19 protein-coding genes and 1 pseudogene are annotated in these 21,835 nt (G+C 71.9%); 5 read left to right on the top strand and 15 right to left on the bottom strand.

The window, feature by feature from the left end; all coding sequences use genetic code 11:
* Nucleotides 1–3: 3 nt before the first annotated feature.
* The 4 genes from ACIP98_RS13735 to ACIP98_RS13750 form a co-directional block, all read right to left on the bottom strand.
* Nucleotides 4–660: a methyltransferase domain-containing protein gene (locus ACIP98_RS13735; protein WP_319657723.1), complete on the bottom strand. Its 657-nt coding sequence runs from the start codon at nt 658–660 to the stop codon at nt 4–6.
* A 121-nt stretch (nt 661–781) separates the two neighbouring features.
* Nucleotides 782–1,381, bottom strand: a complete 600-nt coding sequence (locus tag ACIP98_RS13740) for a hypothetical protein (protein ID WP_319657722.1) — start codon at nt 1,379–1,381, stop codon at nt 782–784.
* A 286-nt stretch (nt 1,382–1,667) separates the two neighbouring features.
* A complete protein-coding gene (locus ACIP98_RS13745) occupies nt 1,668–2,099 on the bottom strand; it encodes a hypothetical protein (protein ID WP_319657721.1) in 432 nt (143 codons plus the stop codon).
* A 400-nt stretch (nt 2,100–2,499) separates the two neighbouring features.
* Complete coding sequence (locus tag ACIP98_RS13750) at nt 2,500–4,863, bottom strand: glycosyl hydrolase family 95 catalytic domain-containing protein (protein ID WP_401975768.1); 2,364 nt, start codon at nt 4,861–4,863, stop codon at nt 2,500–2,502.
* Nucleotides 4,864–5,147: 284 nt separating this feature from the next.
* On the opposite strand from ACIP98_RS13750, the gene ACIP98_RS13755 reads away from it, so the two are divergent.
* Nucleotides 5,148–5,531, top strand: coding sequence for a VOC family protein (locus ACIP98_RS13755; RefSeq protein WP_401975771.1), 384 nt, complete (start codon nt 5,148–5,150; stop codon nt 5,529–5,531).
* Between the two features lie 16 nt (nt 5,532–5,547).
* Here ACIP98_RS13755 and ACIP98_RS13760 read toward each other — a convergent pair whose 3' ends face one another.
* The gene (locus ACIP98_RS13760) at nt 5,548–6,210 is read right to left on the bottom strand and encodes a helix-turn-helix domain-containing protein (protein ID WP_319657717.1); all 663 of its coding nucleotides are present in this window, start codon (nt 6,208–6,210) and stop codon (nt 5,548–5,550) included.
* Nucleotides 6,211–6,272: 62 nt separating this feature from the next.
* On the opposite strand from ACIP98_RS13760, the gene ACIP98_RS13765 reads away from it, so the two are divergent.
* Complete coding sequence (locus ACIP98_RS13765) at nt 6,273–6,899, top strand: class I SAM-dependent methyltransferase (protein ID WP_319657716.1); 627 nt, start codon at nt 6,273–6,275, stop codon at nt 6,897–6,899.
* A gap of 23 nt (nt 6,900–6,922) precedes the next feature.
* On the opposite strand, the gene ACIP98_RS13770 is transcribed toward ACIP98_RS13765, so the two are convergent.
* The 10 genes and pseudogenes from ACIP98_RS13770 to ACIP98_RS13815 all read right to left on the bottom strand — a co-directional run bounded on the left by ACIP98_RS13770 (nt 6,923) and on the right by ACIP98_RS13815 (nt 17,751).
* Nucleotides 6,923–7,261: a hypothetical protein gene (locus tag ACIP98_RS13770; RefSeq protein WP_319657715.1), complete on the bottom strand. Its 339-nt coding sequence runs from the start codon at nt 7,259–7,261 to the stop codon at nt 6,923–6,925.
* 221 nt (nt 7,262–7,482) lie between these two features.
* Nucleotides 7,483–8,427 carry a septum formation family protein gene (locus ACIP98_RS13775; RefSeq protein WP_319657714.1) on the bottom strand — a complete coding sequence of 315 codons (945 nt, stop codon included), beginning with the start codon at nt 8,425–8,427 and terminating at the stop codon, nt 7,483–7,485.
* Nucleotides 8,428–8,992: 565 nt separating this feature from the next.
* Nucleotides 8,993–10,147 (bottom strand): CapA family protein, encoded by a 1,155-nt coding sequence (locus tag ACIP98_RS13780; protein ID WP_319657713.1) that lies wholly within the window; start codon nt 10,145–10,147, stop codon nt 8,993–8,995.
* A 191-nt stretch (nt 10,148–10,338) separates the two neighbouring features.
* The gene (locus ACIP98_RS13785; protein WP_319657712.1) at nt 10,339–11,259 is read right to left on the bottom strand and encodes a MurR/RpiR family transcriptional regulator; all 921 of its coding nucleotides are present in this window, start codon (nt 11,257–11,259) and stop codon (nt 10,339–10,341) included.
* A gap of 64 nt (nt 11,260–11,323) precedes the next feature.
* Entirely contained in the window at nt 11,324–13,099 is a 1,776-nt protein-coding gene (locus ACIP98_RS13790; RefSeq protein WP_319657711.1) for a serine hydrolase, read from the bottom strand.
* 233 nt (nt 13,100–13,332) lie between these two features.
* Nucleotides 13,333–13,512 carry a hypothetical protein gene (locus tag ACIP98_RS13795; protein ID WP_401975777.1) on the bottom strand — a complete coding sequence of 60 codons (180 nt, stop codon included), beginning with the start codon at nt 13,510–13,512 and terminating at the stop codon, nt 13,333–13,335.
* Nucleotides 13,513–13,560: 48 nt separating this feature from the next.
* A pseudogene (locus ACIP98_RS13800) lies at nt 13,561–13,851 on the bottom strand (nitroreductase family protein); the annotation flags it as partial.
* 144 nt (nt 13,852–13,995) lie between these two features.
* Nucleotides 13,996–16,281 (bottom strand): LuxR C-terminal-related transcriptional regulator, encoded by a 2,286-nt coding sequence (locus tag ACIP98_RS13805; RefSeq protein WP_401975780.1) that lies wholly within the window; start codon nt 16,279–16,281, stop codon nt 13,996–13,998.
* A 131-nt stretch (nt 16,282–16,412) separates the two neighbouring features.
* Nucleotides 16,413–16,892 (bottom strand): flavin reductase family protein, encoded by a 480-nt coding sequence (locus ACIP98_RS13810; protein WP_319657707.1) that lies wholly within the window; start codon nt 16,890–16,892, stop codon nt 16,413–16,415.
* Nucleotides 16,885–17,751, bottom strand: a complete 867-nt coding sequence (locus ACIP98_RS13815) for an iron-containing alcohol dehydrogenase (RefSeq protein ID WP_401975783.1) — start codon at nt 17,749–17,751, stop codon at nt 16,885–16,887. The genes ACIP98_RS13810 and ACIP98_RS13815 overlap by 8 nt, the downstream gene beginning before the upstream one ends.
* A 720-nt stretch (nt 17,752–18,471) precedes the next feature.
* Here ACIP98_RS13815 and ACIP98_RS13820 point away from each other — a divergent pair.
* The 3 genes from ACIP98_RS13820 to ACIP98_RS13830 all read left to right on the top strand — a co-directional run bounded on the left by ACIP98_RS13820 (nt 18,472) and on the right by ACIP98_RS13830 (nt 21,658).
* On the top strand, nt 18,472–19,854 hold the full coding sequence (locus ACIP98_RS13820) for an NADP-dependent succinic semialdehyde dehydrogenase (RefSeq protein ID WP_319657704.1): 1,383 nt from the start codon (nt 18,472–18,474) through the stop codon (nt 19,852–19,854).
* 84 nt (nt 19,855–19,938) lie between these two features.
* On the top strand, nt 19,939–20,847 hold the full coding sequence (locus ACIP98_RS13825; RefSeq protein ID WP_319657703.1) for an NAD(P)-dependent oxidoreductase: 909 nt from the start codon (nt 19,939–19,941) through the stop codon (nt 20,845–20,847).
* Nucleotides 20,848–20,860: 13 nt separating this feature from the next.
* On the top strand, nt 20,861–21,658 hold the full coding sequence (locus ACIP98_RS13830) for a maleylpyruvate isomerase family mycothiol-dependent enzyme (RefSeq protein ID WP_319657702.1): 798 nt from the start codon (nt 20,861–20,863) through the stop codon (nt 21,656–21,658).
* Nucleotides 21,659–21,835 lie beyond the last annotated feature (177 nt).

Here is a 21,835-nt window from a genome sequence, read left to right on the forward strand (position 1 = left end):
CGCTCATGGCCGACGACGCGCGAGGACGATGCCCCCCAGCCTGCTCTCGGCCGAAGTGAGCGTCGTGTGCGTCTCGACGGCGAAACCGGCGTCGCCGAGCCACTCGATCATTCGGCCGGGCTGCCGACGATGGACGTGGACCTTCATCGGGTGCCCGCCGTAGCCCTCGGTCTTCAGCCGGGACCCGTCGCCGACGTGGAAGCCGAGCAACAACGGCCCGCCGGGCCGGAGCACACGGCGGAAATGGGCGAGAACCGCGCCGATCGCGTCGTCGGGGATGTGGATCAGTGAGTACCAGGCGACCAGGCCGGCCAACGAGCCGTCGGGCAGGGCGAGGTCCGTCATGGAGCCGAGATCGAACCGCACGCCGGGGTGGTCACGCCGTGCCACATCGAGCATCCCCGGGGAAAGGTCGATGCCGAAGGCGTCCAGGTCCAGTTGCCGCAGGTGGCCCGTGATCCTTCCCGTCCCGCACCCCACGTCCGCGACCGGTCCTCCGCCTCGGCCGCGCACCAGGTCGGCGAAGAGGGCCAGGACCGCGCGTTCCTCCGGCGTCTCGTCCAGGAGACGGCGTGTCAGGTCGGCGTAGCTGTCGGCGACGGTGTCGTACGACGTCCGGATGTCCGTCAGCCAGTCGTCCGGGTTCGGTCGGCTTCCCATCGACCGCAGGCTACCCCCGTCCCCCGTCCCCTGGCCACGCACACGGAAACGCGAAGGCCCCCTCCCGGGCGGGGAGGGGGGCCTTGTGCTGCGGGCGTGCCTCCTGTGGGCTGCTGTCAGCTCAGATCGTCGGCGTCTCGTCGATGGTCTCCTGGTGCGGCTCCAGGATGAACCGCCAGCCGACGCTGGGCTCCATGAACCGCACGCGGGTCGGGTAGATGTCCAGGGCGCGGCGGTCGCGGTTCTGGCCGCCCGCGCTCTTCCGGCCGCGGATCGGCTCTTCGTACAGGTCGATCTTGACGTCCGGCACCGCGACGACCTCCTCGTTCCAGCGCTGGACGATTCCCGCGCCGAACGCCTCCCTCGCGGCGTTGTAGAGCGACTCCAGGGACCCCTGGTTGCCCTCGGGGACGAAGAGGGCGAGGTTCAGCAGAACACCGGCGCTCTGCAGCACCTCGATTTCCTGCCCGGCCTTGTCGGCGACCCATATTCCCCGTTCCTCGGCATTGTCCGGAAGAACGTGCGTCTCCTGACCGAAGACCGTCCTCGCGGTGAAGGAACCTCCCTCGAAACTCTTGCCCGGCTTCGTGAGGGAAGCGGGAGCGAAGCATTCGAGGGTGAGATCGTCCATCTCCGCCGCGACGAAGATCTCCTCCCCGAGGCCCAATTCCGAGACCTCCTCGGTCGTGAGGCGTCGGGCCATAACCTTTTCGGTGTTCACGGTGCAACCTTTCTTTGAATGCCACGAACAGCTGGGAGAGTCGCTGCTCGTGACTCGGCCACGGCCCACCGGCCGGACTGGCGGTGACCCCGGGTCGAGTGGTGTGGGGGGCTGGGCGCGTCGCTCGACGCCGCCGCCCCGGACAAGATCCCAGACGTGGACCCGGGCAGCAACTCCGCACAGGCAAAGGCCGGGTGGGCCGCATTCCCCCGGGGCACCGCGCCGGATTCCCGGTGCAAAACACCGTGCGGGTCCCCGTAGGGCTTTCCCGGCGGCGATTTCGACGTCAGCACTGCCACAGGAACGAGCCTTCCTCGCACGGCCCGCAGGCGAAGGCGTATCCATGTCCGCCCCCACCGAAGTTCAGGGCCGTCCGGTGGTCGCGTCCCTCTTCGAGTGGGGCCGTGAAGGCCATCGGCCGCGCGCAGGAGGGACACATGGGCGCCTCGTCGTGCTGCAGCCACCAGGGCACGCCGCTCAGTTGGCCGTGCACGTCCCGTGCGGGACGGCCGTGCGCACGCGACCACTGAACGCGCGCCTCGGGGTAGGGCGGCGTGTCGGTCACCGAGCGGTCGGTGCCGCAGGTCTGCGGCAGCAGGGTCTCGCCTCCCGCCGGTACCGGGGCGGCCGTGAGCCCGGTGCGGGGAAAGAGCGGCGCCCGGTTGCCGCCTGCGACCGGGTCCCATTCGTCGCACCGACCCGGGTCGTTCCGGCACATGAAGACCGACAGGACACGCGCGGCCGGCAGCGGCCGGCGCGGCCCCCTCGCCGCCGAGGACGTCCACCGGCCACTGGGCGAGGAACTGCATCGGCCCCGCGCACGCCGCGCACCGCGGCCAGGCGGACCCGGCAGGGACCAGCGGGACGCCCCCGAGCCGTGTCACCGGCGTACGGCCCTCGACGGGACCGGCGTACGGCATCAAGGTGGTGGTCACGCGGGGAAGCCTAGAACACCCGTCCGACAACGCCCCGGGCCCGACGCCGGGATCACGCCGCCGCGCCCGCGGCACGCGGGCGTTCGGGCACATGGAACGCGCGCACGGGGGTGTGCTTCCGGCATCCGGTGCCTGGAGCACACCCCCGCGGGGAGGCGCGTGACGCGCGCCGCCCTGCCCGGGTCAGGGGATCCGCAGGGTCACGGACTGGCCGGGCCTGAGGGTGAGGTGCTTGCGGAAGTCGCCCGCGCGCAGCTCGGTCGTCGTTCCGCCGGTGCTGCGGACGGTCGCCTCGGTCACCTTCCCGCCCCGCCAGGACAGGTCCACCTCGAAGCCGCCACGGGCGCCGACGCCGCTGACCGAGCCCTTGGCCGCCCAGGCGCGGGGAAGCGCGGGGAGCAGCTCGATGACACCGGGCCGGGAGTAGAGGATCATCTCCAGCGCGGCGGTGGCGCCGCCGAGGTTCGCGTCGATCTGGAAGATCGTGTAGCTGCCCTGGCTGTACATGTCGAACCAGTTGGCCGCGGTGCCGTTGCCGTTGGATATCGACGGCCGCAGGACCGTCAGGTAGAGCTGGTAGGCCTTCTCCGCGTCCTTCAGCCGGGACCAGCACAGCGAGCGCCACGCGCACGCCCAGCCGAAGCTGTCCATTCCGCGGGCGGTGAGCAGCGCGCGGACCCCGTCGAGCAGCGCGGCCGGACTGGTGTCGGCGGCGATCCGGTCGCCGGGGTAGAAACCGATCAGCGGGGACAGGTGCCGGTGGGTGACCTCGCCGAGGTTGTCCGGGCTCATCCATTCCTCGAGCCAGCCGGACTTCGGGCTGACCCGGGGCAGGTACAGCTTGGCCTGCATCGCGCCGAGCTCGGCTGCGAGCTCGGTGTCGCGGTGGAGTACCCGGGAGGCGGTGGTGAACTCCTCGAAGAGCTCCCACGCCAGTTCCTGCCCGTACGTGTTGCCCTTCCCGTCCGGGCCGTGCTCCGGCGACCAGGCGGTGTCGTCGATCAGGACGTCGCGTGACGTCCCGTCCGGGTCGGTGACGGTGGTGCCGATCAGGCGCGCCTGCCAGAACTCCGCCGCCCCCTTGAGGACGGGGTAGATCAGCTCCAGGTACGCGCGGTCCTGGCTGTACTCGTAGTGCCGCCACAGTGAGTTGCACAGCCAGGCGTTGCCGGAGGGGTGCCAGACCCAGCCGCTGCCGCCGTGGATGTTGGTGGAGAACGCGACCGCCCAGCCGGCGATCTTCCCGGTGCTGTTGCGGAACCGGTTGCGCTCGTTGTTGTACAGCCGCTTGGTGACGTCGGTCCAGACCGGCAGCTGGGACACGCAGTACCGGGCGAGGGCGTAGGCGTTCTCGCCCAGGCCGGCCGGGTCGGCCAGCCAGTAGTTCATCTGGACGTTGATGTCGGTGTGGTAGTCGGCGTACCAGTCCGGGTTGTTGTTGTGCACCCAGATGCCCTGCAGGTTCATCGGCAGCCAGTCGCGGGAGCCCGTGATCGTCAGGTAGCGGCCGTACTGGACGTAGGCGGCCTCCAACTCCGGGTCCGGTGTCGAGGTGTCGGTGTACCGCACGGCGATGCGGGACCAGGAGTCCAGGGACCGCTGCAGCGCCGACGACTCGCCCAGGTCGATCGAGAACCGGTTGTACAGCCGGTGGTAGTCGGACACATGGGTCTTCAGCAGCCGGCCGCCGGACACCTTCGCCGCGGCGGTGACCTTGGCACGGGCCACGGCGAGGGGATCGGTGGCCGGCTCGCGGAAGCCCTTCGCGGCGTCGGGGGAGTAGTCGGTGCCGCCGCACACCACGATGAGCAGCTCCCGGCAGCCGGCGAAGGAGAGCTTGTCGCCCTCCACGTCGATCCGGCCCGTGGCACTGACCGCGGTCACGGCCGCGCCGTAGCGCAGGCCGTTCTTCAGCGTTCCGCCGAACGAGAGCTGCCCGTTGCCGCCCGCGGTGGTCTCGTCGTGCGTGCCGGCCAGGGAGACGGTCCCGGTGTGCGGGCCTCCCGTCAGCCGGATGACGACCACGTCGTCGGGGTGGCTGGCGTAGACCTCGCGGCGGTGGAGGTTGCCGTTGTGCAGGTATGTCGCCGAGACCACACCATTGCTCAGGTCGAGTTGGCGGCGGTACCCGCTCACCGCGTCGCCGGAGTGGCCGGGCAGCGCGATCCGGAGCTTGGCCAGCAGACCGAAGCTGCCGAAGTCGTCCGGACCGTAGGGGAGCTGCCCGTCGTCGGTCAGGGTGTCGTTGGCGCCGCCGGTCCAGAACGCCCCGTCGGTCAGGTAGAGGAAGTCGTCCGCCGGGTCGCAACCGACCAGCGCGCCGAGTCGGCCGTTGCCGACCGGCAGGGCCTCTTGGATGACGCGTGCCTCGTCGGCGGGCGTGCGGTACCAGATCGTCGTGGCCTTGCCCTCCGGGACGATGTCCACGCTGGACGGGCGGGCGGGTTCGGCGTGCGCGGCGAACGGAGGAAGGCCGCCCGACATGGCGAGACCTCCGCTGGTGACCGTGGCGAGGCGGAGGAAGTCGCGGCGGGAGGAAGCGGACACGGCAAGCGTTCCTTTCCCAGGGTTGCAGGAGCCCACAAGAAGTATTCATAAATAATCAACTTGTCTCGATCACGTCAACGGCTGGCACCGAATTAACCCGACCTTTCTTGTGATCATGGTGGAGGTTGTGCCTATTTAGTCCGCAATTTGCCCATGGGTGGGACAGGCGAGAGGGGTCGGTGACCGGAGTAGATCGGATGTCTGTCGCGGCAAGCGCGGGCGATGGCCCAAGGCCGGCCGTAACTCGGTGGCGTCCGGAGGGGGAGTCGGGAAGGCTTGCGCGCATGGTTTCGGTAGTGCAGAACGTGGCGATCGACTGTGCGGATGCCTACGAACTGGCCCGGTTCTGGAGCGCGGTGACCGGCCGTCCCCTGCATCCGGAGAGCGCCCCGGGCGACCCGGAGACCCAGGTGCTCCTGGCGGAGGGCCCGGTGCTGCACTTCAACCAGGTGCCCGAGGCCAAGACGGCCAAGAACCGGATCCATCTGTGCCTGCGCCCCGAGACCTCGCGCGACCAGGAGGTGGAACGTCTCCTGGGGCTCGGCGCCGCATTCGTCGCCGACCACCGCAATCCCGACGGCTCCGGCTGGGCGGTCCTGGCCGACCCCGAGGGCAACGAGTTCTGCGTTCTCCGCGGCGACTCCGACCGGGCCGCGGCGGGTTCCTGAGGCCCTGTCGGGCGCCCTACCCGTCGCCGGTGCACAGGCCCGCCGTCAGCGCCGCGCGGGCCCACTCCTCCCAGGTGTCGGGGGACCAGCCGCGGTCGCGTACGAAGACCAGGTACAGCTCTGGGCTGAGCAGCCCGTACAGCAGGTCGGCGGCGCGGGTGACGTCGACGTCGGGGCGGATGTCGGGCTTCGAGGTCAGCGCCTTCGCCGCGGCGTACTGGACGGTGTAGCGCGGGTCCGGGTCGGCTCCCCACTGGGCCGCGATCTGCGGGTCGGTGGCCGCGGCGGCGGCGATCAGCGGCATGATCGGGCCGACGCGGCCGAGGATGTCCCGCACCCCCCGTACGTGGGCGCGCAGTTGGCCGGCCGCGGTGGGTTCGGCGCACGCGGCGCGGAACCAGGGGCGGTCCATCGTGGCGACCGGTTCGGCGTCGCCGGCGATGGACGTGTCGACGACGTCCTTGAACAGCGCGCGCTTGTTGCGGAACACGAAGTAGACGGTCTGGACGGCCACCCCGGCGTGGTCCGCGACCTCCTGAAGGCTCGTCGCCCCGTAGCCCTGGGCGACGAACAGCTCCCGGGCCGCCGCGACGATCTTCTCGCGGGTGCGCCGTGAGCGTTCGGCGCGCTTGTCGGGAGGCTTGACGGTCCGCTTGTCGGACCCCTTGACCGCGTCCATGCCGGAAGTCTATCTCTAGAGTCAGTCACTAGAGTTGGACTCTAGATTCTTGGAGGGCAGTGATGAGTGAGACTCGCACGGCTGCGGAGCTCGACCAAGAGGCCGCCGTACGCCGCTCGTTGGAGGACTACTACCGGGACGGCAAGCCGCCGTGGGACAGCGGCGTCACCCCGCCCGAGCTGGTGGCCCTGGTGGAGGGCCCCGATGCGCTGACGCCCGGTCACGTCCTCGAACTCGGCTGCGGCACCGGGACCAACGCGGTGTACCTGGCCCGGCACGGCTGGCGGGTGGAAGCCGTCGACCTGGTCGACCGCGCGGTCCGGCAGGCCAGGGAGAAGGCGGAGGCGGCGGGGGTGGACGTCACGGTGCTGTGCGGGGACGCCACCCGGCTGGACGAGGTGGGCGTGCCCGGCCCGTACGACCTGTTCTTCGACCTGAGTTGCTACTGCGGCATCCCGCCGCACCGCCGCGACGGCTACGTGGCCGGTCTCACGACGCGCGCCGCCCCGGGGGCGCGCCTGCTGATGTTCGGGTACGGCCCCGACGGCCCCGAGGACGTGATCTCCGGCGTCACCGCGGACGAACTCCGCGCCAGGTTCGCCGGGTGGGAGCTGGCCGACGTGACACCGGGGACGAACCCGTTCCCGACGTTCTGGTTCACGCTGCTGCGTACCGCCGCCGCGGTCTGATCCGGCCGCCTCCCGGCACGCCGTCAGCGGAGCCGGTCGCCGGGGAAGGAACGTACCGGGTGGAGGGTGAAGGTGAACACTCCGGCCTTCACGCCGGGGTCCTCGGCCATGAGGGCGCGGGCGGTGTCGGGATCGGTGTCGAGGATGCCGATGCCGCGGACCTCGCCGTCGTCCGTGACGGGGCAGACAATGGGGAGAACGCCTTCGGCACGCAGGGCGAAGTTGCGGCGGCCGTGCTCCCGGATCACCGGGCCCGCCTCGGCCGTCCCGTACGCGGGTCCGGCCTCCAGGACCACCGCGGTGTACTCCTTCGCGGCGGCCATCGCGGCGCGCATGTCGTCGTCGCTGATGGGGTGGGCCATGCCGAACTCCCCTCGCGGCCGACTGGCGGCCGGGTCGGTGTGGTCGAGCCGGACGACGACCCCGTACCCGTGAGGTGCGCCGCACGGCACGGCGTCCAGGACAGTGTGACGGAGGCCGGCCGCCGACGGGCCCACGCGGTGCCGTCCGTTGCGTCATGGTCCGCCGGCTCCGTGCCGGCCCGTGTGTGCCCGGTCCGCCGACCGGACCACCGTGCCCGCGTCTAGAACGGCGGCCCGAAGGAGGTGGCGGGGACATCCGAAGCCAGCCCCAGGGTTTTCCGGACCTCCCGCTGATACTCGTGGGAAGGGTGGTCCCAGGCGTCGTCAGAACGGTCCCCGTAATTGTTGTCCGAACGTGCCGCCACGGCCTTGCGCCACAGCTCGGCGCTCCTTCGAAGCTCTCCGACGTAGGCGGTGACCTTGGGCCTGGCGCCGACGGACCAGTTGACGGCTTCGAGGCCATCCGCCTCATGGTCCAGCGCGGCCGCCATCTTCGCAGCCCAGGCACGATTGTCGGCCACGCTGCCCAGGTGCGGATAAGTCTTGAGGACGCGCGCGGAGGCCAGCTCCAGCCTGAGGAAGGCAAGCTGGTCTGCCGTCAGGCTGGTTTCCCGCTCGCGTACGCTGCCAGTGGTCCGGCCGTCCGTGTCGGCCGCAAAGCAAGTGGCGGTCCTGCTACCCGACTGGACCTCACGGGTCGGGTAGTAGTAGTTGACGCCCATCGTGTGGGGCAGGGACCAGTCGTCCATGACGTAGCCGGTCAGCCGATCGCTGCACTGGTGGTACGACTGCTTTGCGAGGGCGTCGCCGGCGCCGCTGGACCCGGTGAGAGCGACCGTGGCGAACACTTCGCCGTCGTGTGGCTGGGAGCACGGCACGGGTACCGCGGAGTAGACCTCTCCGTGCTGCGAGCTAGTGAAGCAGTCGCCCACCGCGAGGCTTACGGCCGACCGGTCCCCTGCGCCGGACATCCGCTGGTCCGGATCTTCGTCGACGTGACCGGAGACACCCCCGATGACCAGTGTCATCGCCAGCGCGACCCCACCGAGCGCCAGCACTCCCGCGATCGCCGGTTCGCGGCCCTTCCGGTTGCGCTTGGAGCCAGTCCCAGACGACGTGAGCAGCGATATGGCGGACATGGATCTCCGGTCGAACTCGGCGAACACGTAAGCGAGCCGGAATCCTCGCACACGACCAGGCGTCTCTGTCACCCCGCTGGTCTCCCACGGCGAGTGACCGATCGCTGGACCGTCACTGGGCCGTGCGAGGGCACACAACGACGACCAACGCCATAGGGAAAGCGCGCAAGCCCCCGATGGAAGCCGGGAGCCCTACGTGCTCAGTCGGCTGGCCGAGCCACGACAGGATCACCGCTACCTTACGCAGCCACTTCGAGTGGTCTCGTCGAAGGGGCTGGACATCGAGCACGATGTCCATCACGCGGGCCCACGGAATCTGTTGAGTCTCGACGCCCTGCACCCAGTGCGAGAGGCCGTCCGCCCTCAGCCTTGCATGGTCTCCAGCGGGATCACCGATCACCCACTTCCCGTCGGTGAACTCAAGGGGTCCGGGTCGATCGGGCATGTTCTGGTTCTTCGTTCCGCAGGGCCGTCCAGCGCCGCCCGAGGAATGATGCATGACGCGCTTCGCGGGCTATCTGCCGGGGCGCTGCGCGTCAGACGGGTGCGGGTCCGTGTCGACGTGCCACAGCCGTGCCACACACGACGGGGCCTAGCGGGGAGCCGGCGCCAGTCCCGTGCACTGCCGCAACTGCTCGTGACGGGTGGTGATGCGCTCTGCCGCGGCGCCGGTCTGCGGGGCCGGTACGCCGTGTCCGTCCACGAGCGCGGGAGCGAAGGCGGCCGCGGTGACCCTGCCGTGCGTCACGGTGAGGGTCGTCACGCCGGTCTCGTCCGAGTGCGGGTACGGGGAGGAGCCGTACCACAGGAAGTTGCCGAAACCGTAGGCGACGTAGGTCGGTCCGAGCATGCCGGAGCCGAGCATGACGTGGGCGTGCGTGCCGACCACGGCCGTGGCGCCCGCGGCCGACAACTCGGCGGCGAGGGAACGCTGCTCAGGGCCGGGACAGCTCTGCCCCTCCGTGCCCCAGTGCAGGTAGACCACGACGACGTCGGCCCGCGCCCGCGCGGCGCGGACCGCGTGCACGAGCCGGGGCCGGTCCAGGGCCGAGGCGATTCCCGGGCTTCCCGGACCCGCGCGGAACCGGGCGTTCGTGAGGTCCTGTACCTGGCTCGCGGCGAGTACGGCGAGGCGGACGCCGTTGACCTCGGTGAGGTAGGGCCGGTAGGCCTCGGTGTCGTCGGCGCCGATGCCCACGACGGGTATCGGTGAGGCGTGCGCGGCGGCAAGGGTGTCGGTCAGGCCTTGGGGGCCGTAGTCGACCGCGTGGTTGTTGGCCATCGTGACCGCGTCGACGCCCGAGCGGCGCAACGCGTCCAGGGCCTGCGGCGGGGTCCGGAAGTGGTACAGCTTCGGCTCCGGTGTCCCCCGGGTGGTGATCGCCGACTCCAGGTTGACCATGGAGAAATCGGCGGCCGACAGTACGGGGGACAGCGGGCCGAGGGCGGGGTCGACCCCCAGCCGTCCCGCGGTGCGCTGGGTGAAGTGGACATCACCGGCGAAGGCGAGGGTGACCGTGCCGGCGGGTTCGCGGTGACGCGCGGGGGCCGTGGTGGACGGGCCGACGACCGTCGACGCCTTGATATGTGCCGGGGCGGCGTCGGTGGGAGTGCCGCCGCGCCCCGCCGTCAGGTACGCGGTCGTCGCGGCAGCCACGACGACCACGCCGGCGCCCAGCGCGGCGTTCCTGCGGCGGCGGCGCTGCCGGGTGCGGCGGGCGGCATGGCGCGAGCGCGGTTCATGCATCGGACAACTGTACGATCGACTCGTTCATGACGTTCCAGGGGTCCCGGGACATGTCGCTCCTCGGGCATGCCCGGTCGGGCACGTGGGGCGGCCGACACCCAGGCTGCGTTCCGTTTGCGATCGCCGTGAGCGCGTGCGGTCACGGAACGGCAACGAGTGCGGGGGCCGCGCACCCGGGGCTGTGATCTCATTCAGTCCCGTCGCCTGCCGCCGGCCGGGCGGGGGCCGAGGCGCTGCCCGCTCACGGCCTCGTACGTCGCCGCCAGGGCCTCTCCGGACCGCTCCGGATGCCGTTGGGCGATCCCGATGAACAGGCAGTCGACGACGGTCAGCTGGGCGATCCGGCTGGCCATGGCGCCCGACCGGAACGTGGTCTCGCGCGCCGCGGTGGTCAGCACGTGGTCGGAGACCTCGGTGATCGGCGAGCGGGGGAAGTTGGTGAGGGACACCGTGGTGGCTCCGTGCCGCCGGGCCACCCGCAGGGCCTCGACGGTGTCGGCCGTCGCGCCGGTGTGGGAGAGGCCGAAGGCCACGTCGCCGGGACCCATCACCGCCGCCGAGGTCAGCATGATCTGCGTGTCGCTCCAGGCGAAGCCGACCCGTCCGATCCGGTGCAGCTTCTGCTGGAAGTCGGCCGCCACGAAGGCACTCGCGCCCACTCCGTACACGTCGACGCGTCCCGCGCGCGCCATCGCGTCGACCACGTCGCCGAGGACCGCCACGTCCAGTTGCGCGCCGGTCTCCTCCACCGCCCGGGCGTCGGCGAAGGCGACCTTGCCGACGATGCCGGCGAGGTCGTCGGCGGACGTGATGTCGCTGCCCGGGTGGCTCTCGGCGCGTATCCCGGCGCGGGCGGCCTCCGCTGCCATCGCGATCCGGAGCGCGGGGTAGCCGTCGAGGCCGATCGCCTTGCAGAACCGGATCACCGTGGTCTCGCTGGTGCCCGCCGCCGCGGCCGCCTCGGAGATGCTCCGCCGGGACGTCAGGGCGGGGCTGTCCAGCACCGCACGGGCGACCCGCTGCTCCGCCCGGGCGAGGCCGGGCAGGAGCGAGCGGATGCGCACCAGGAGGCCGGAGTCCCGCACGTCGTCGGCCGTGCTCTCGGATACCACGCGGGAAACGTACTGAGGGACGTCCGCGCGGGTCAACGCGCGGACGACGGCTCCACGGCGGGGGTCAGCGCCGTCCGTCCGCCGGCAGTGCCTGCCAGCCGGCCGACATCAGCGGGGCTCCGGGCCTGTCGCCGTCCAGCAGGACGTGCGAGCCGTCGGTGACCCGCAGCCCGCTGAGGTTCACACCGCGCCCCTCGTAGGACGAGTCGGTGGTGTACCGCCAGCGCAGTGCGAGACCGGGTACGGCGTCCGGGAGCTCGGCGTGCACCCGCCACCAGGCGCGTACGTCCTGGCCCGACAGTGCGGTGACGCCGTCGACGGGGGCACCGGGACCGGTGACGTGGAGCGTCACGGGGAGCCAGGTGTCTCCGCCGTCGGAGCTGGCCTCGAGGCGGACCAGGTCCGTCGACTCGGTGTTGACGAAGGTCCTGAAGTCGACGTCGACCGTTCCTGAGGCGTCCAGCGGACCGGTGGTCAGGGTGCTGGTGGTACCGCCGCCCTGTCCGGAGAACCACGAGCGGCCGCCGCCCGGCGCCTCGACCGGCATCGCCTGGGCGAGGGCCTGCGCGATACCGCGCCGGGCGGGGTTGGTGGAGGGGGTGCTGCGCGACGCGTGCACCCGGTTGGTCAGCAGGACGGCGAACGACCGCGACGCGGGGTCGATCACCAGCGAGGTCCCGGTGAAGCCGGTGTGGCCCAGTGTGCGCGGGCCGGACAGCCCGCCCATGTACCAGATCTGGTCCAACTCGAACCCGAGACCGTGGGAGTCGCCGGGGAAGGCCTGGTTGAAGTTCTCCTCCAGCAGTGAGACGCCCTCACGGCTGAGGATCCGGTGGTTCCGGTAGGTCCCGCCGTTGAGGATGGCCTGGGCCAGCACGGCGAGGTCGTCGACGGTCGAGAAGACGCCCGCGTGCCCGGCGACCCCGCCCATGGCCCAGGCGTTCTCGTCGTGCACCTGACCGTGCACCAGACCCCGCGCGGGGCTGGTCTCGTACTCGGTCGCGGCGATCCGGGACAGCTTCGAGGCCGGTGGGTTGTAGCCGGTGTCGGTCATGCGCAGCGGCCCCGTGATGCCCTCGTGCACGAGGGTGTCGAGGCTCCGCCCGGTCACCTCCTCCAGGACCAGCTGCATGGTGAGCATGTTGAGGTCGGAGTAGGTGTAGGCGGTTCCCGCCGGGTCCACCGGCGTGGTGTCCAGGATCGCCTTCACCCGCGACGGGATGTCGGGGTAGCCCTGCCACAGCGCCGGCTCGGGGTCGGGTGCGAGGCCGGAGGTGTGGGTGAGCAGCTGCCTGATGGTGATGGCGCCCTTGCCGTTCACCGCGAACTCGGGCAGGTACGCCGCGACCGGGGCGTCGAGCCGGATGCTCCCGGCCTCCAGCTGCTGGACGGCCACCAGGGAGGTGAACAGCTTCGAGAGCGACGCCAGATCGTAGATGGTGTCGGTGCGGGCGGGTATCCACTGGTCCTCGGGCAACTCGGTCTGCGGGGCCGAGTAGCGCATGGCGTACCCGGTGGCGCCGCGCTCGACGACCTTGCCGTCGTGGACCATGAGGGTGGTGGCACCGGGGAAGAGGTAACCGGTCCCACTCGCCGGGTCGGTCCAGGCGGCGACCTGCCGCTCGAAGGCGGCGATCGGGGCCGGCAGCAGCCCCGCGGCCCGCGGGGACGCCGGTCGCAGCACGGTGCTCGCGGGCGCGAACCCGGAGTGCGGCCGGTCGAAGCCGCCGCCGTCGCGGGTCCCGGCCGTGGCGGCTGTGACCGGCGTGGCGCCGGCCGGCAGGGCGAGGGCGGTCACCAGGGCTGACGCCGCGGTGAGTGCGATGACTGGAATCCGCATGGGTACCTCGTCGGTGAGGAGATGGGTTCGCTGTGCGGCGTGCCTCCGGACACCGGCAAGGGTCCGGTCCGGCGGCCGGAACTAAGTTACGGACACGAAGCAATGTCCGTAAGTTAGTAACCGAATGAAGGGTGGTCAACACGCATGCCACCGCTTCCTGCCGCGGCGCGACCAGGGGCTCGCACGAGGCCGGGATCCCCGGCGGGACCCGTCGGGACGAGTCGGACGTACGGTCACCGGGCGAGGAACACCTTCCGCACGGGTGCGCCGAACGCGCCGGGATGCGTGATCGGGCCGATGTGACCGCCGGGGAAGTGCCGGACCCGGGTGCCCAGTTGCCCGGCCAGGGCGCCGGTCGCGCGGGACGGCGGTTCGCCGCGCGAGTCCTGGCCCCGGCGAGGGCCGGGCGCCATGGCACCGACGCGGGCGGTCGGGGCCGTGGCACCCGCTGATCGGCGTGGTCAGACCGTGCTGACGACCTCGTCGTAGGCGAGCCGCGGGCTGCGGGCGAACCAGGCGTCCTCACCCGGGTTGCCGATGTTGACCACGGCCAGGACGGAGTGGTTCCCGTCGGGGAAGAACTCCTTGGTGAGTCCCTCCGCGTCGAAGCCCGTCATCGGGCCGGCAGCGAGGCCGGCGGCACGGACGCCGATGATGAAGTAGCCGACCTGGAGCGCGGCGTTGAGGGCCGCCGAGCGCTCCCGGACCGGACGCTCGGCGAAGAACACGTCCTTGGCCTGGGGGAAGTGCGGGACGCCCCTGCTGGCGATCCGGACGCTCACGATGAAGCGCGCCGAGCTCTCCCCGACGGGGCCGGCCGCCGGCCTCGCGCGGAGGGTGTGCGGTATCGAGAGCCTTGAGGACGCGCAGGACACCGCGTACACGGCCCAGGCGGACTACGCCCGGCGGCAGGACGCTTCGTAGCGGGTGCCGCTCGCGGGCCCGGGCTGCAGCACACCGCGCTCACGGGCCCGGGCCACCGCACCACTGCGGCTGTGCGCGTCGAGCTTCTTGAAGACCGCCCTGACCTGGCTCTTCACCGTGTTCCGGGAAACATGGAGCTCATCGGCGATCTCCCGGAGCGTCAGCGGGCCGCACAGCGCGCGCAGAATGCGGCGTTCGCCGGGCGACAGATCCCGGATCCGCGGCGGCGGCTCCGGGACGCCGGCCGGAACGACGCCGAGCGTGCGCAGGCGCGCGAGCAGCCCGCTCAGCGCCGGTGCCCCGGCGACGCCGTCGAACTCACCCGAGGGGGCGGCGTCGTCACCGGCGGCGCGGGGCAGCGCCGCCCGGACGGCCCGGGCCAGGGCCCGCTGATGCGGTTCACCGCCGAAGGCGCACGCTGCCATGGCCGCCTCACCGCGGGCCAGCGACTCACCGGCCTCTAGGGCCCTGGCGTCCTCCAGGAGAAGTCCGGCGCGGCACAGGTGGGCGGCCACGGCCACGAAGTGGCCCGTCACATCCGCGGAGCGGGCCGTGCGCAGTGCCTCGTCGGCCAGCGCGGCGGCCTGCCCGCGGTCCCCGGTGAGGTAGGCGCACAGGGCCAGGGAGCCCAGGGCGCGAACGAGAACGAGTGCGTGCCGGGCCCCGTGCGCCTCGCGAACCGCCTCGCGCAAACGGTCCTCAGCCTCCTCCCAACGCCCCTGCCACATCAGGGCGGTTCCACTGGCGACACAGGCCAGCGCCCGCCACGGGGTGAAGGGTTCAGGGCGCCCGGCGGCCGTCGCGCCGAGCGGGCCGGCGGCGCCGGACTCGCCCCGCAGGCAGCGGACGAGCGCGTGCGCGACCGACGCCGCCTCGCTCACGGAGCTGCCCTCCCCGACCGTGTCCACGCCGCTCGGGCGGGCCCGCGCCAGTTCCAGCCAGCGCGCGGCGCCGCCCGCGTCGCCCTGCGACAGCTCCGTCATCGCCGCGACGACGCACAAGCGCGCGTCGGCGCGGACCGCTCGGGCGGGCAGCAGATCGAGCCACCCCGCGACCTCCTGCGCCCGCCCCGCGGCGATCGCCTCCTCCCATGCGTCCAGGACGACCGCGGTCACCGCGGCGGAATCGCCGCACGACGCGAAGTGGCGTACCGCGGCGGTTGTCCGTCCCGCTGCGCGGTACCAGTCGGCGGCCGCGCGGTGCAGCGCGGCCGTCCCGTCCGGGTGCTCGGCCTCCAGGACCTCGCTGAGCACGGCGCGCAGCGCACGGTGGCACCGGTACCCGCCCGGCCCGGTGCCGGTGGGTTCGAGGAACCGCACGGTGCGGGCCAGTTCGCGCAGCAGGACGCCCGCACGGTCGGTGTCCGCGACGGCTCGGCAGGCGTCGGGGCGCAGTTCGTCGAGCACGCTGGTGCGCAGCAGAAAGGCGCGCTGCTCGGTGGTCAGCCGGTCCAGTACCTCGGTCACGAGGTAGTCGGCGGCCGCGTGGGCCGCGCGATCAGAGACGCCCAGGCCCGAACCCGGCGCGTCCGCGGACGACTCGAAGGCGTGCTCCGGCGTCCCGCCGGCGCTCGCCGTGACGAACAGGCCGGCCGCCCATCCCTCGGCCAGGTCGTACAGCCCGCGGCGCCTCTCCTCGTCCATGGCCCGCCCGCCCGACCGGGCCGTCAGCAGCGTGTCGGCCTCGTCGGGGGTGAAGCGCAGTTCGGCCGGGCCGAGTTCGCCGATCAGACCCCGTGCCCGCAGGCCGGGGACGGGCGCGCCGGGCACGTACCTGGTGGCCAGTACGACCTGGAGGCCGTCGGGCAGCGCCGTCAGCAGGTCTCCCAGACTGCGCAGTGCGGCGTCGGTGAGCCGCTCCACGCCGTCCAGGACGAGGGTGAGCGGCCGCTCGCCCGCGAGTCCCGCCAGCGTTCGCGGCAGCAGATCCTCGGCCCAGACATCGCGCGTCCAGGCCCCGGCGGGCGGGGGTACCGGCAGCCCCGGCCGAAACGGCCGCAGCGCCGCCAGAATCCCCGCCCACAGCCGTGCCGGCGTGTTGTCGTAGCGGTCGAGGCCGAGCCAGGCGACGTGGGAGCCACGGGCCCGCAGCACGTGCGCCCAGTCGCCGAGCAGCACGCTCTTACCGGCCCCGGGCGGCGCCGAGACGACCACGACGGGTTCGGCGAAGGCGTCCAGGAGCCTCAGCAGCCGGGGACGCGGCACGAACCACGGGGGCCGTACCGGCGGGTGGAGCTTGTGGTCGGGGATGGTGCTCACGGTGCCTCCCGTCGTACCGGGCAGGATGGGCCCCCGATGCCCGGTGGGCACGACGGATGCACCGGGCACCGGGGGGACGTGGGGAAGTTCACGGCGGTGCGCGAAGAGGGGGACGGGGGCCGGGCGAGGGGCTACCTCATGAAGCCGAACCCGCCGGCGAAGTACAGGAGCGGACGGCCCTCCCCCTTGTGTTCGAAGTGCCGCGCGTCGCCCACGAATATGGTGTGGTCGCCACCGGGCAGGGCCTGCGAGACGTCGCAGACGACCGACGCGATGGCGTCCCTGAGCACGGGCACGCCGTGGTCCTCGTCGATCGCCACGCCGGCGAAGCGGTCGGGTACCCGGGCCGAGAAGCAGCGGGCCAGCCCTTCACCGTCCTCTCCCAGGACGTTGACGGCGAAGCGCCCGTGCTCGGCGATGGCGGTGCGGGTGAACAGGTGGTTGCCGATGCAGACGATGAGTTGCAGCGGGTCCAGCGACAGGGCGGCGACGGCGCTCGCCGTCATTCCGACCGGCGTGCTTCCGGTCTGCGTCGTGATGACGCTGACCCCGGTGGCGAGGCGGCCCATCGTGGACCGGAACGCGAGCGTCATGTCGAGGGTGTCAGGCATGGTGGCCTCCGTACGAGTGGAGTGATTTCGTGCCCGCGACGTCATCGGGCCGCCAGGGGGTTCGCCGGGGGACCGGCGGACGCCCCGGGCCTGCAACAGGTCCCACGCGGCCGGGGGACGACACGTGCCAGGGGTCCGGGCGGGTCGACGCCCTCAGAGGTGCCGGGCGCCGGAGGCCGGCTCCACGGGTTCGAGCACGAAGGTGTGCCGCAGGAGGGTGTACGGCTCCTGGGCGCTGGTGCCGTACGGTCTGGTTCGTCGCCAGGGCGTCCAAGGCCTCACCCGCGATGAGGAGGGCGAGCGGGTCGTGATCCTGGGCGTACAGCGCCTCCACGGCGTGGGCCATGGCGTTGAGCCCGCTCACCGCCGCGACGTGGGGCGGCAGTGCGAGGGTGAGGTCGACGTCGTAGACGACGGTTCTCAGCAGCACCTCGGGCAGCCGCCGGGTGGTCTTGGCGCCGCCCTGGGTCTCTCCCAGGACCGGCGTCATCTCGGAGCCCGCGTAGGTCGTGGGCAGCGCGATGTGCGCGTGCCCGGTGCGCAGGGCGACGGCCTTTCCCAGGCCGATGGCCGAGCCGCCGCCGACGGCGACGACACAGTCCGCGCCGGCTGCCCGGACCGCGCCGACCGCCTTCTCGGTGACCGCGACGGGCGTGTGCGGCGCCGCCTGGTCGAAGACGCCCGCGGCAAGCGGCCCGAGGAGTTCCCGCACCTCGTGGGCCTGACCGGTCTGTCCGGGGGTGCTCAGCACCAGCGCCCGGTCGCACCCCAGGGCCCGGACTTCATCGGCAATTCCGTTTCGCGTCCCGGTGCCGAATACCACTTTCGTGACCTGGCCCCGATGTGCAAATGCTCTCATCGTCGCCCCCTAGAGGATTTTCAACAGCGATTGGAGTGTCGTCAGACCGCCGGGGTAGCGTCAATGAATCCTTCGAATGGAATTGCCTGGGAGGCGACGATTACCTTGTATGCGCGACACTCGGCTGACGACCGGCGCGCTTCTCGTCGCCCGATATCCCTCATACGGGTGACGTGTCCTCCGGCAGGCCGATGGCCCGTGCGCCACCGGGTTCCACGTGCCGGAGGCCGCACCGGGAGAGCCGGCGAGGTCGTCCGCCTCGCCGTCCCCGGCGGAGCGGGCACGGCAATGCGCCCCGCGATTCGCCTTTCCTTTGGCACCGTACCGGCGGCCGGGGACCGTGGCCGCATTCGTGCCGGGCGGCCCGCAGTCGTCGCTCCCGGCTGCTGATTCGGCAGTTCTTTTGCGCGGGAGAATGTCCTGCCGTAATGCCGGACCCGGACCGTATTCCGGACGTAGCGTGTTTCGTCCGGACAGGAACCGGCAGCGCGGGCGGCGGGGTGTTGCCGACTTCACGGACCAGTGGCGAGTCCGCGCCCGGAGGCGGCCGGACGCGCCCGGATCGCCCCCGACCTGGGGCGGTCATCCGCTCCGCGGGGGGTGCGGCGGCGGCCGGATCCGGCCGGCCTCCCGCCGTCCGTTGCCGTCGTGACGCCGGCGGCCATGATGGGAGCAAACGGGTGAATTGCCTGCCTTATCCCCCGGTCATACGGTTGATTCATGGCTATCGCAACGACGAGTCCCATGACGGGCGAGGTTCTCGAGAGGTTCGACGAACTGACGCCCGAGCAACTGGAGGACAAGCTCGCCCGGGCGGCGGCCGCGGCCGCGACATACCGGTTGACGAGCGCCGACGAGCGGGCGGGGTGGCTGCAGCACGCCGCCGAACGTCTGGAGAAGGAGATCGAGAGCGTCAGCCAGATGATCACCACGGAAATGGGCAAGACCTTCCGGGCGGCGGAGGAGGAAGTGGTCAAGTGCGTGCACGGGCTGCGCTTCTACGCCACCGAAGGACCCGCGTTCCTGCGTGACCTGGACCGCGACGCGGAGCGCGTGGGCGCGAAGCAGACGTTCGTGACGTACCAGCCGATCGGCGTGGTGCTCGCGGTGATGCCGTGGAACCTGCCCTTGTGGCAGGCCATGCGGTTCGCCGCGCCTGCCCTGATGGCGGGGAACGTGGGCCTGCTCAAGCACGCCTCGAACGTGCCGCGGTGCGCCCTGTACCTGGAAGAGCTCTTCCGGGACGCGGGCTTCCCGGACGACGTGTTCCAGACCCTGCTGATCTCCTCGGGGCGGGTGGAGCAGGTGCTGCGCGACCCGCGTGTGGCGGCCGCGACGCTGACGGGCAGCGAGCCGGCGGGACGGTCGGTGGCCGCCATCGCCGGCGACGAGATCAAGAAGGTGGTCCTCGAACTGGGCGGTTCCGACCCGTTCATCGTCATGCCGTCCACGAACCTGGACCGTGCCACCGATGTCGCGGTCAAGGCACGGTGCCTGAACAACGGGCAGTCGTGCATCAACGGCAAGCGGTTCTTCGTCCACCAGGACATCGCCGACGAGTTCATCGCGATGTTCGTGGCGAAGATGGGCGCGCTGGTGGTGGGCGATCCGATGGACGCGGACACCGACGTCGGTCCGCTGGCCACCGAGTCCGGCCGGCGTGACGTGGAGTCGTACGTCGACGACGCCGTAGGCAAGGGCGCGACGGCGCTGGTGGGCGGCGAACGCCCGGACCGGCCGGGCTGGTTCTACCCGCCGACCGTGCTGACCGGTGTCACTCCGGAAATGCGGATGTACCACGAGGAGGTCTTCGGCCCCGTGGCGCAGGTGTGGGCGGTTCCCTCCCTGGAGGAGGCCCTGCGGGAGGCCAACGGGCACCCCTACGGCCTGGGTTCGAATCTGTGGAGCGAGGACGAGGCCGAACGCGAGCTCTTCGTCCGCGACGTGCAGTCCGGTATGGCCTTCATCAACGGCAACACGACCAGCTATCCCGAGATCCCCTTCGGCGGCGTGAAACGCAGCGGCTACGGTCGGGAGCTGTCCGACCTCGGCATGCGGGAGTTCATGAACGCCAAGACCGTCTGGATCGGCCAGGACGCCTGAACCCCCCGGTCCTGACGCGGTCGACACCACAGGCGCGCGCCGGCCGGGAGCAGGGCGCCGGGCCGAGCCAAGGGAGGCGCGACGATGAGCACAGCGGTCCGGACGCCCTCGTCCGGGCAGGGAGGACCGGTGGTCGCGGTGCTCGGTACGGGCACCATGGGGGACGCCATGGCCCGCAACATCGCGGCCGCGGGGCTGGGTCTGCGTGCGTGGAACAGGGCTCGCGACGCCGCCGAACCGCTGGCCGACGTCGGCGCCGCGGTGTGCGACACGCCGGCCGAGGCCTGCCGCGGCGCGGACGTGGTCCTGACCGCGCTGGCGAACGAGAGAGTCGTCGCCGACGTGATGGACCAGGCCCGCGACGGGCTGGACGGCCACCCGGTGTGGGTGCAGACCTGCACGGTCTCCCCTGACGGCGGCCGCCGTCTTGCGGAGCAGGCCGACCGCCTGGACGTCGCCTACGTCGAGGCCCCGCTCCTCGGCACCAAGGAACCGGCCGTCGCCGGGACCCTGACCGTCCTGGCCGCCTCCCCCCGGAAGGAGGCGCGGGACGAAGTGCGGCCGGTCCTGGACGCGGTGGGCTCACGCACCGTGTGGCTCGACGAGGTCGGCCAGCCGAGCGGCCTGAAACTCGCCTACAACGCCTGGGTCCTGACCACCGTCGAGGGCATCGCGGAGTCCCTCACCCTCGCCGAGACCCTCGGGGTCGACCCCCACCTGGTCATCGACGTCATCGGGGGAAGCGGCCTGAACAGCACGTACGTGCAGAGCAAGGGCCCGAAGATGCTCGACGACGACCTCGACACCCCCTCGTTCCCCCTCGAGGCGGCGGCCAAGGACGCCGGTCTGATCACCGACGCCGCCCGCGCCGCCGGCCTGCGCCTGGGCATCGCGGAGGTCGTGCGCGAACGCCTCCACCTGGCGGCGGACGACGGGCTGGGCCGCGCGGACGTCGCCGCGACCTACCGCACGTCCCGCCGGGCCGCGTCCTGACCCGGGAGGAACGATGACCCGTGCCGGCATCGCCGCGGCGCGTTCGAGCACGGCGCAACTCGCGGAGATCGTCCCGCGCGTCGCCGACGACCAGTGGGACCTGCCGTCGGCGTGCGCGGGCTGGCGTGTCATCGACGTCATGGCCCACCTCGCGGCTCTCGCCACCGAGGCGGTGGATCCGCCGCCGCCGGACCCCTCGCTGCCGGAGAACCGCGAGCGTTACCACGACCTGCGGGTCGACGAACGCCGTTCCTGGAGCCACGGCGAGGTCCTCGACGAGTGGCGGCGCAGCACCCCGCGGCAGCTCGACCTCCTGGAAGCGGCGCAGGAACCCCCCAGGGCCACGGAGCCGGTCGACGTGCCCGGGCTCGGCACCTATCCGCGCCATCTGCTGGCGAACACGATGGCGTTCAACGTCTTCTGCCACCTGCGCCACGACATGCTCGCCCCGGACGGCCCGCTCCCCTTCACGGTGCCGGAACCGACCGACGGCCTCGTGGCGCCCGCTGTCGAGTTCATGCTCGCCGGCCTTCCCCAGATGCAGGGCCCCGAGCTCACCTCGGCGGTCGACCGGCCCCTCGTCCTCGACCTGACAGGACCGGGCGCGACCACGGTCACCGTCTACCCCGCGGCCGGGCCGGACGCGCAACTGACCGTCGTACCCGGCGCGGACGCCACCACCCGGATCACCAGCACGGCACTCGACTTCATCGCGTGGGCCACCACCCGCGAATCCTGGCGCGACCACTGCCGCATCACGGGGGACACCTCCGCCGCGGCCCCGTTCCTCGACCGACTGGACATCATCTGAAGGCGGCACCGCGGGACCGGCCCCGGCCGGTGAGCCGTCGGGCCGGCGAGAACGCGCGACCGCCGCGGCCTTTCCGCAGCTCCCGCCGCGTTTTCCTGCGGGCATCCCGCAGTGTTGAGCCGCCTCCGAATCGTCCCCGGCGCGCCGAAATTATTCGGCGCGGCACTCGGCTGAACC

The organism is Streptomyces sp. NPDC088354 (assembly GCF_044753585.1).
GTDB lineage: Bacteria > Actinomycetota > Actinomycetes > Streptomycetales > Streptomycetaceae > Actinacidiphila.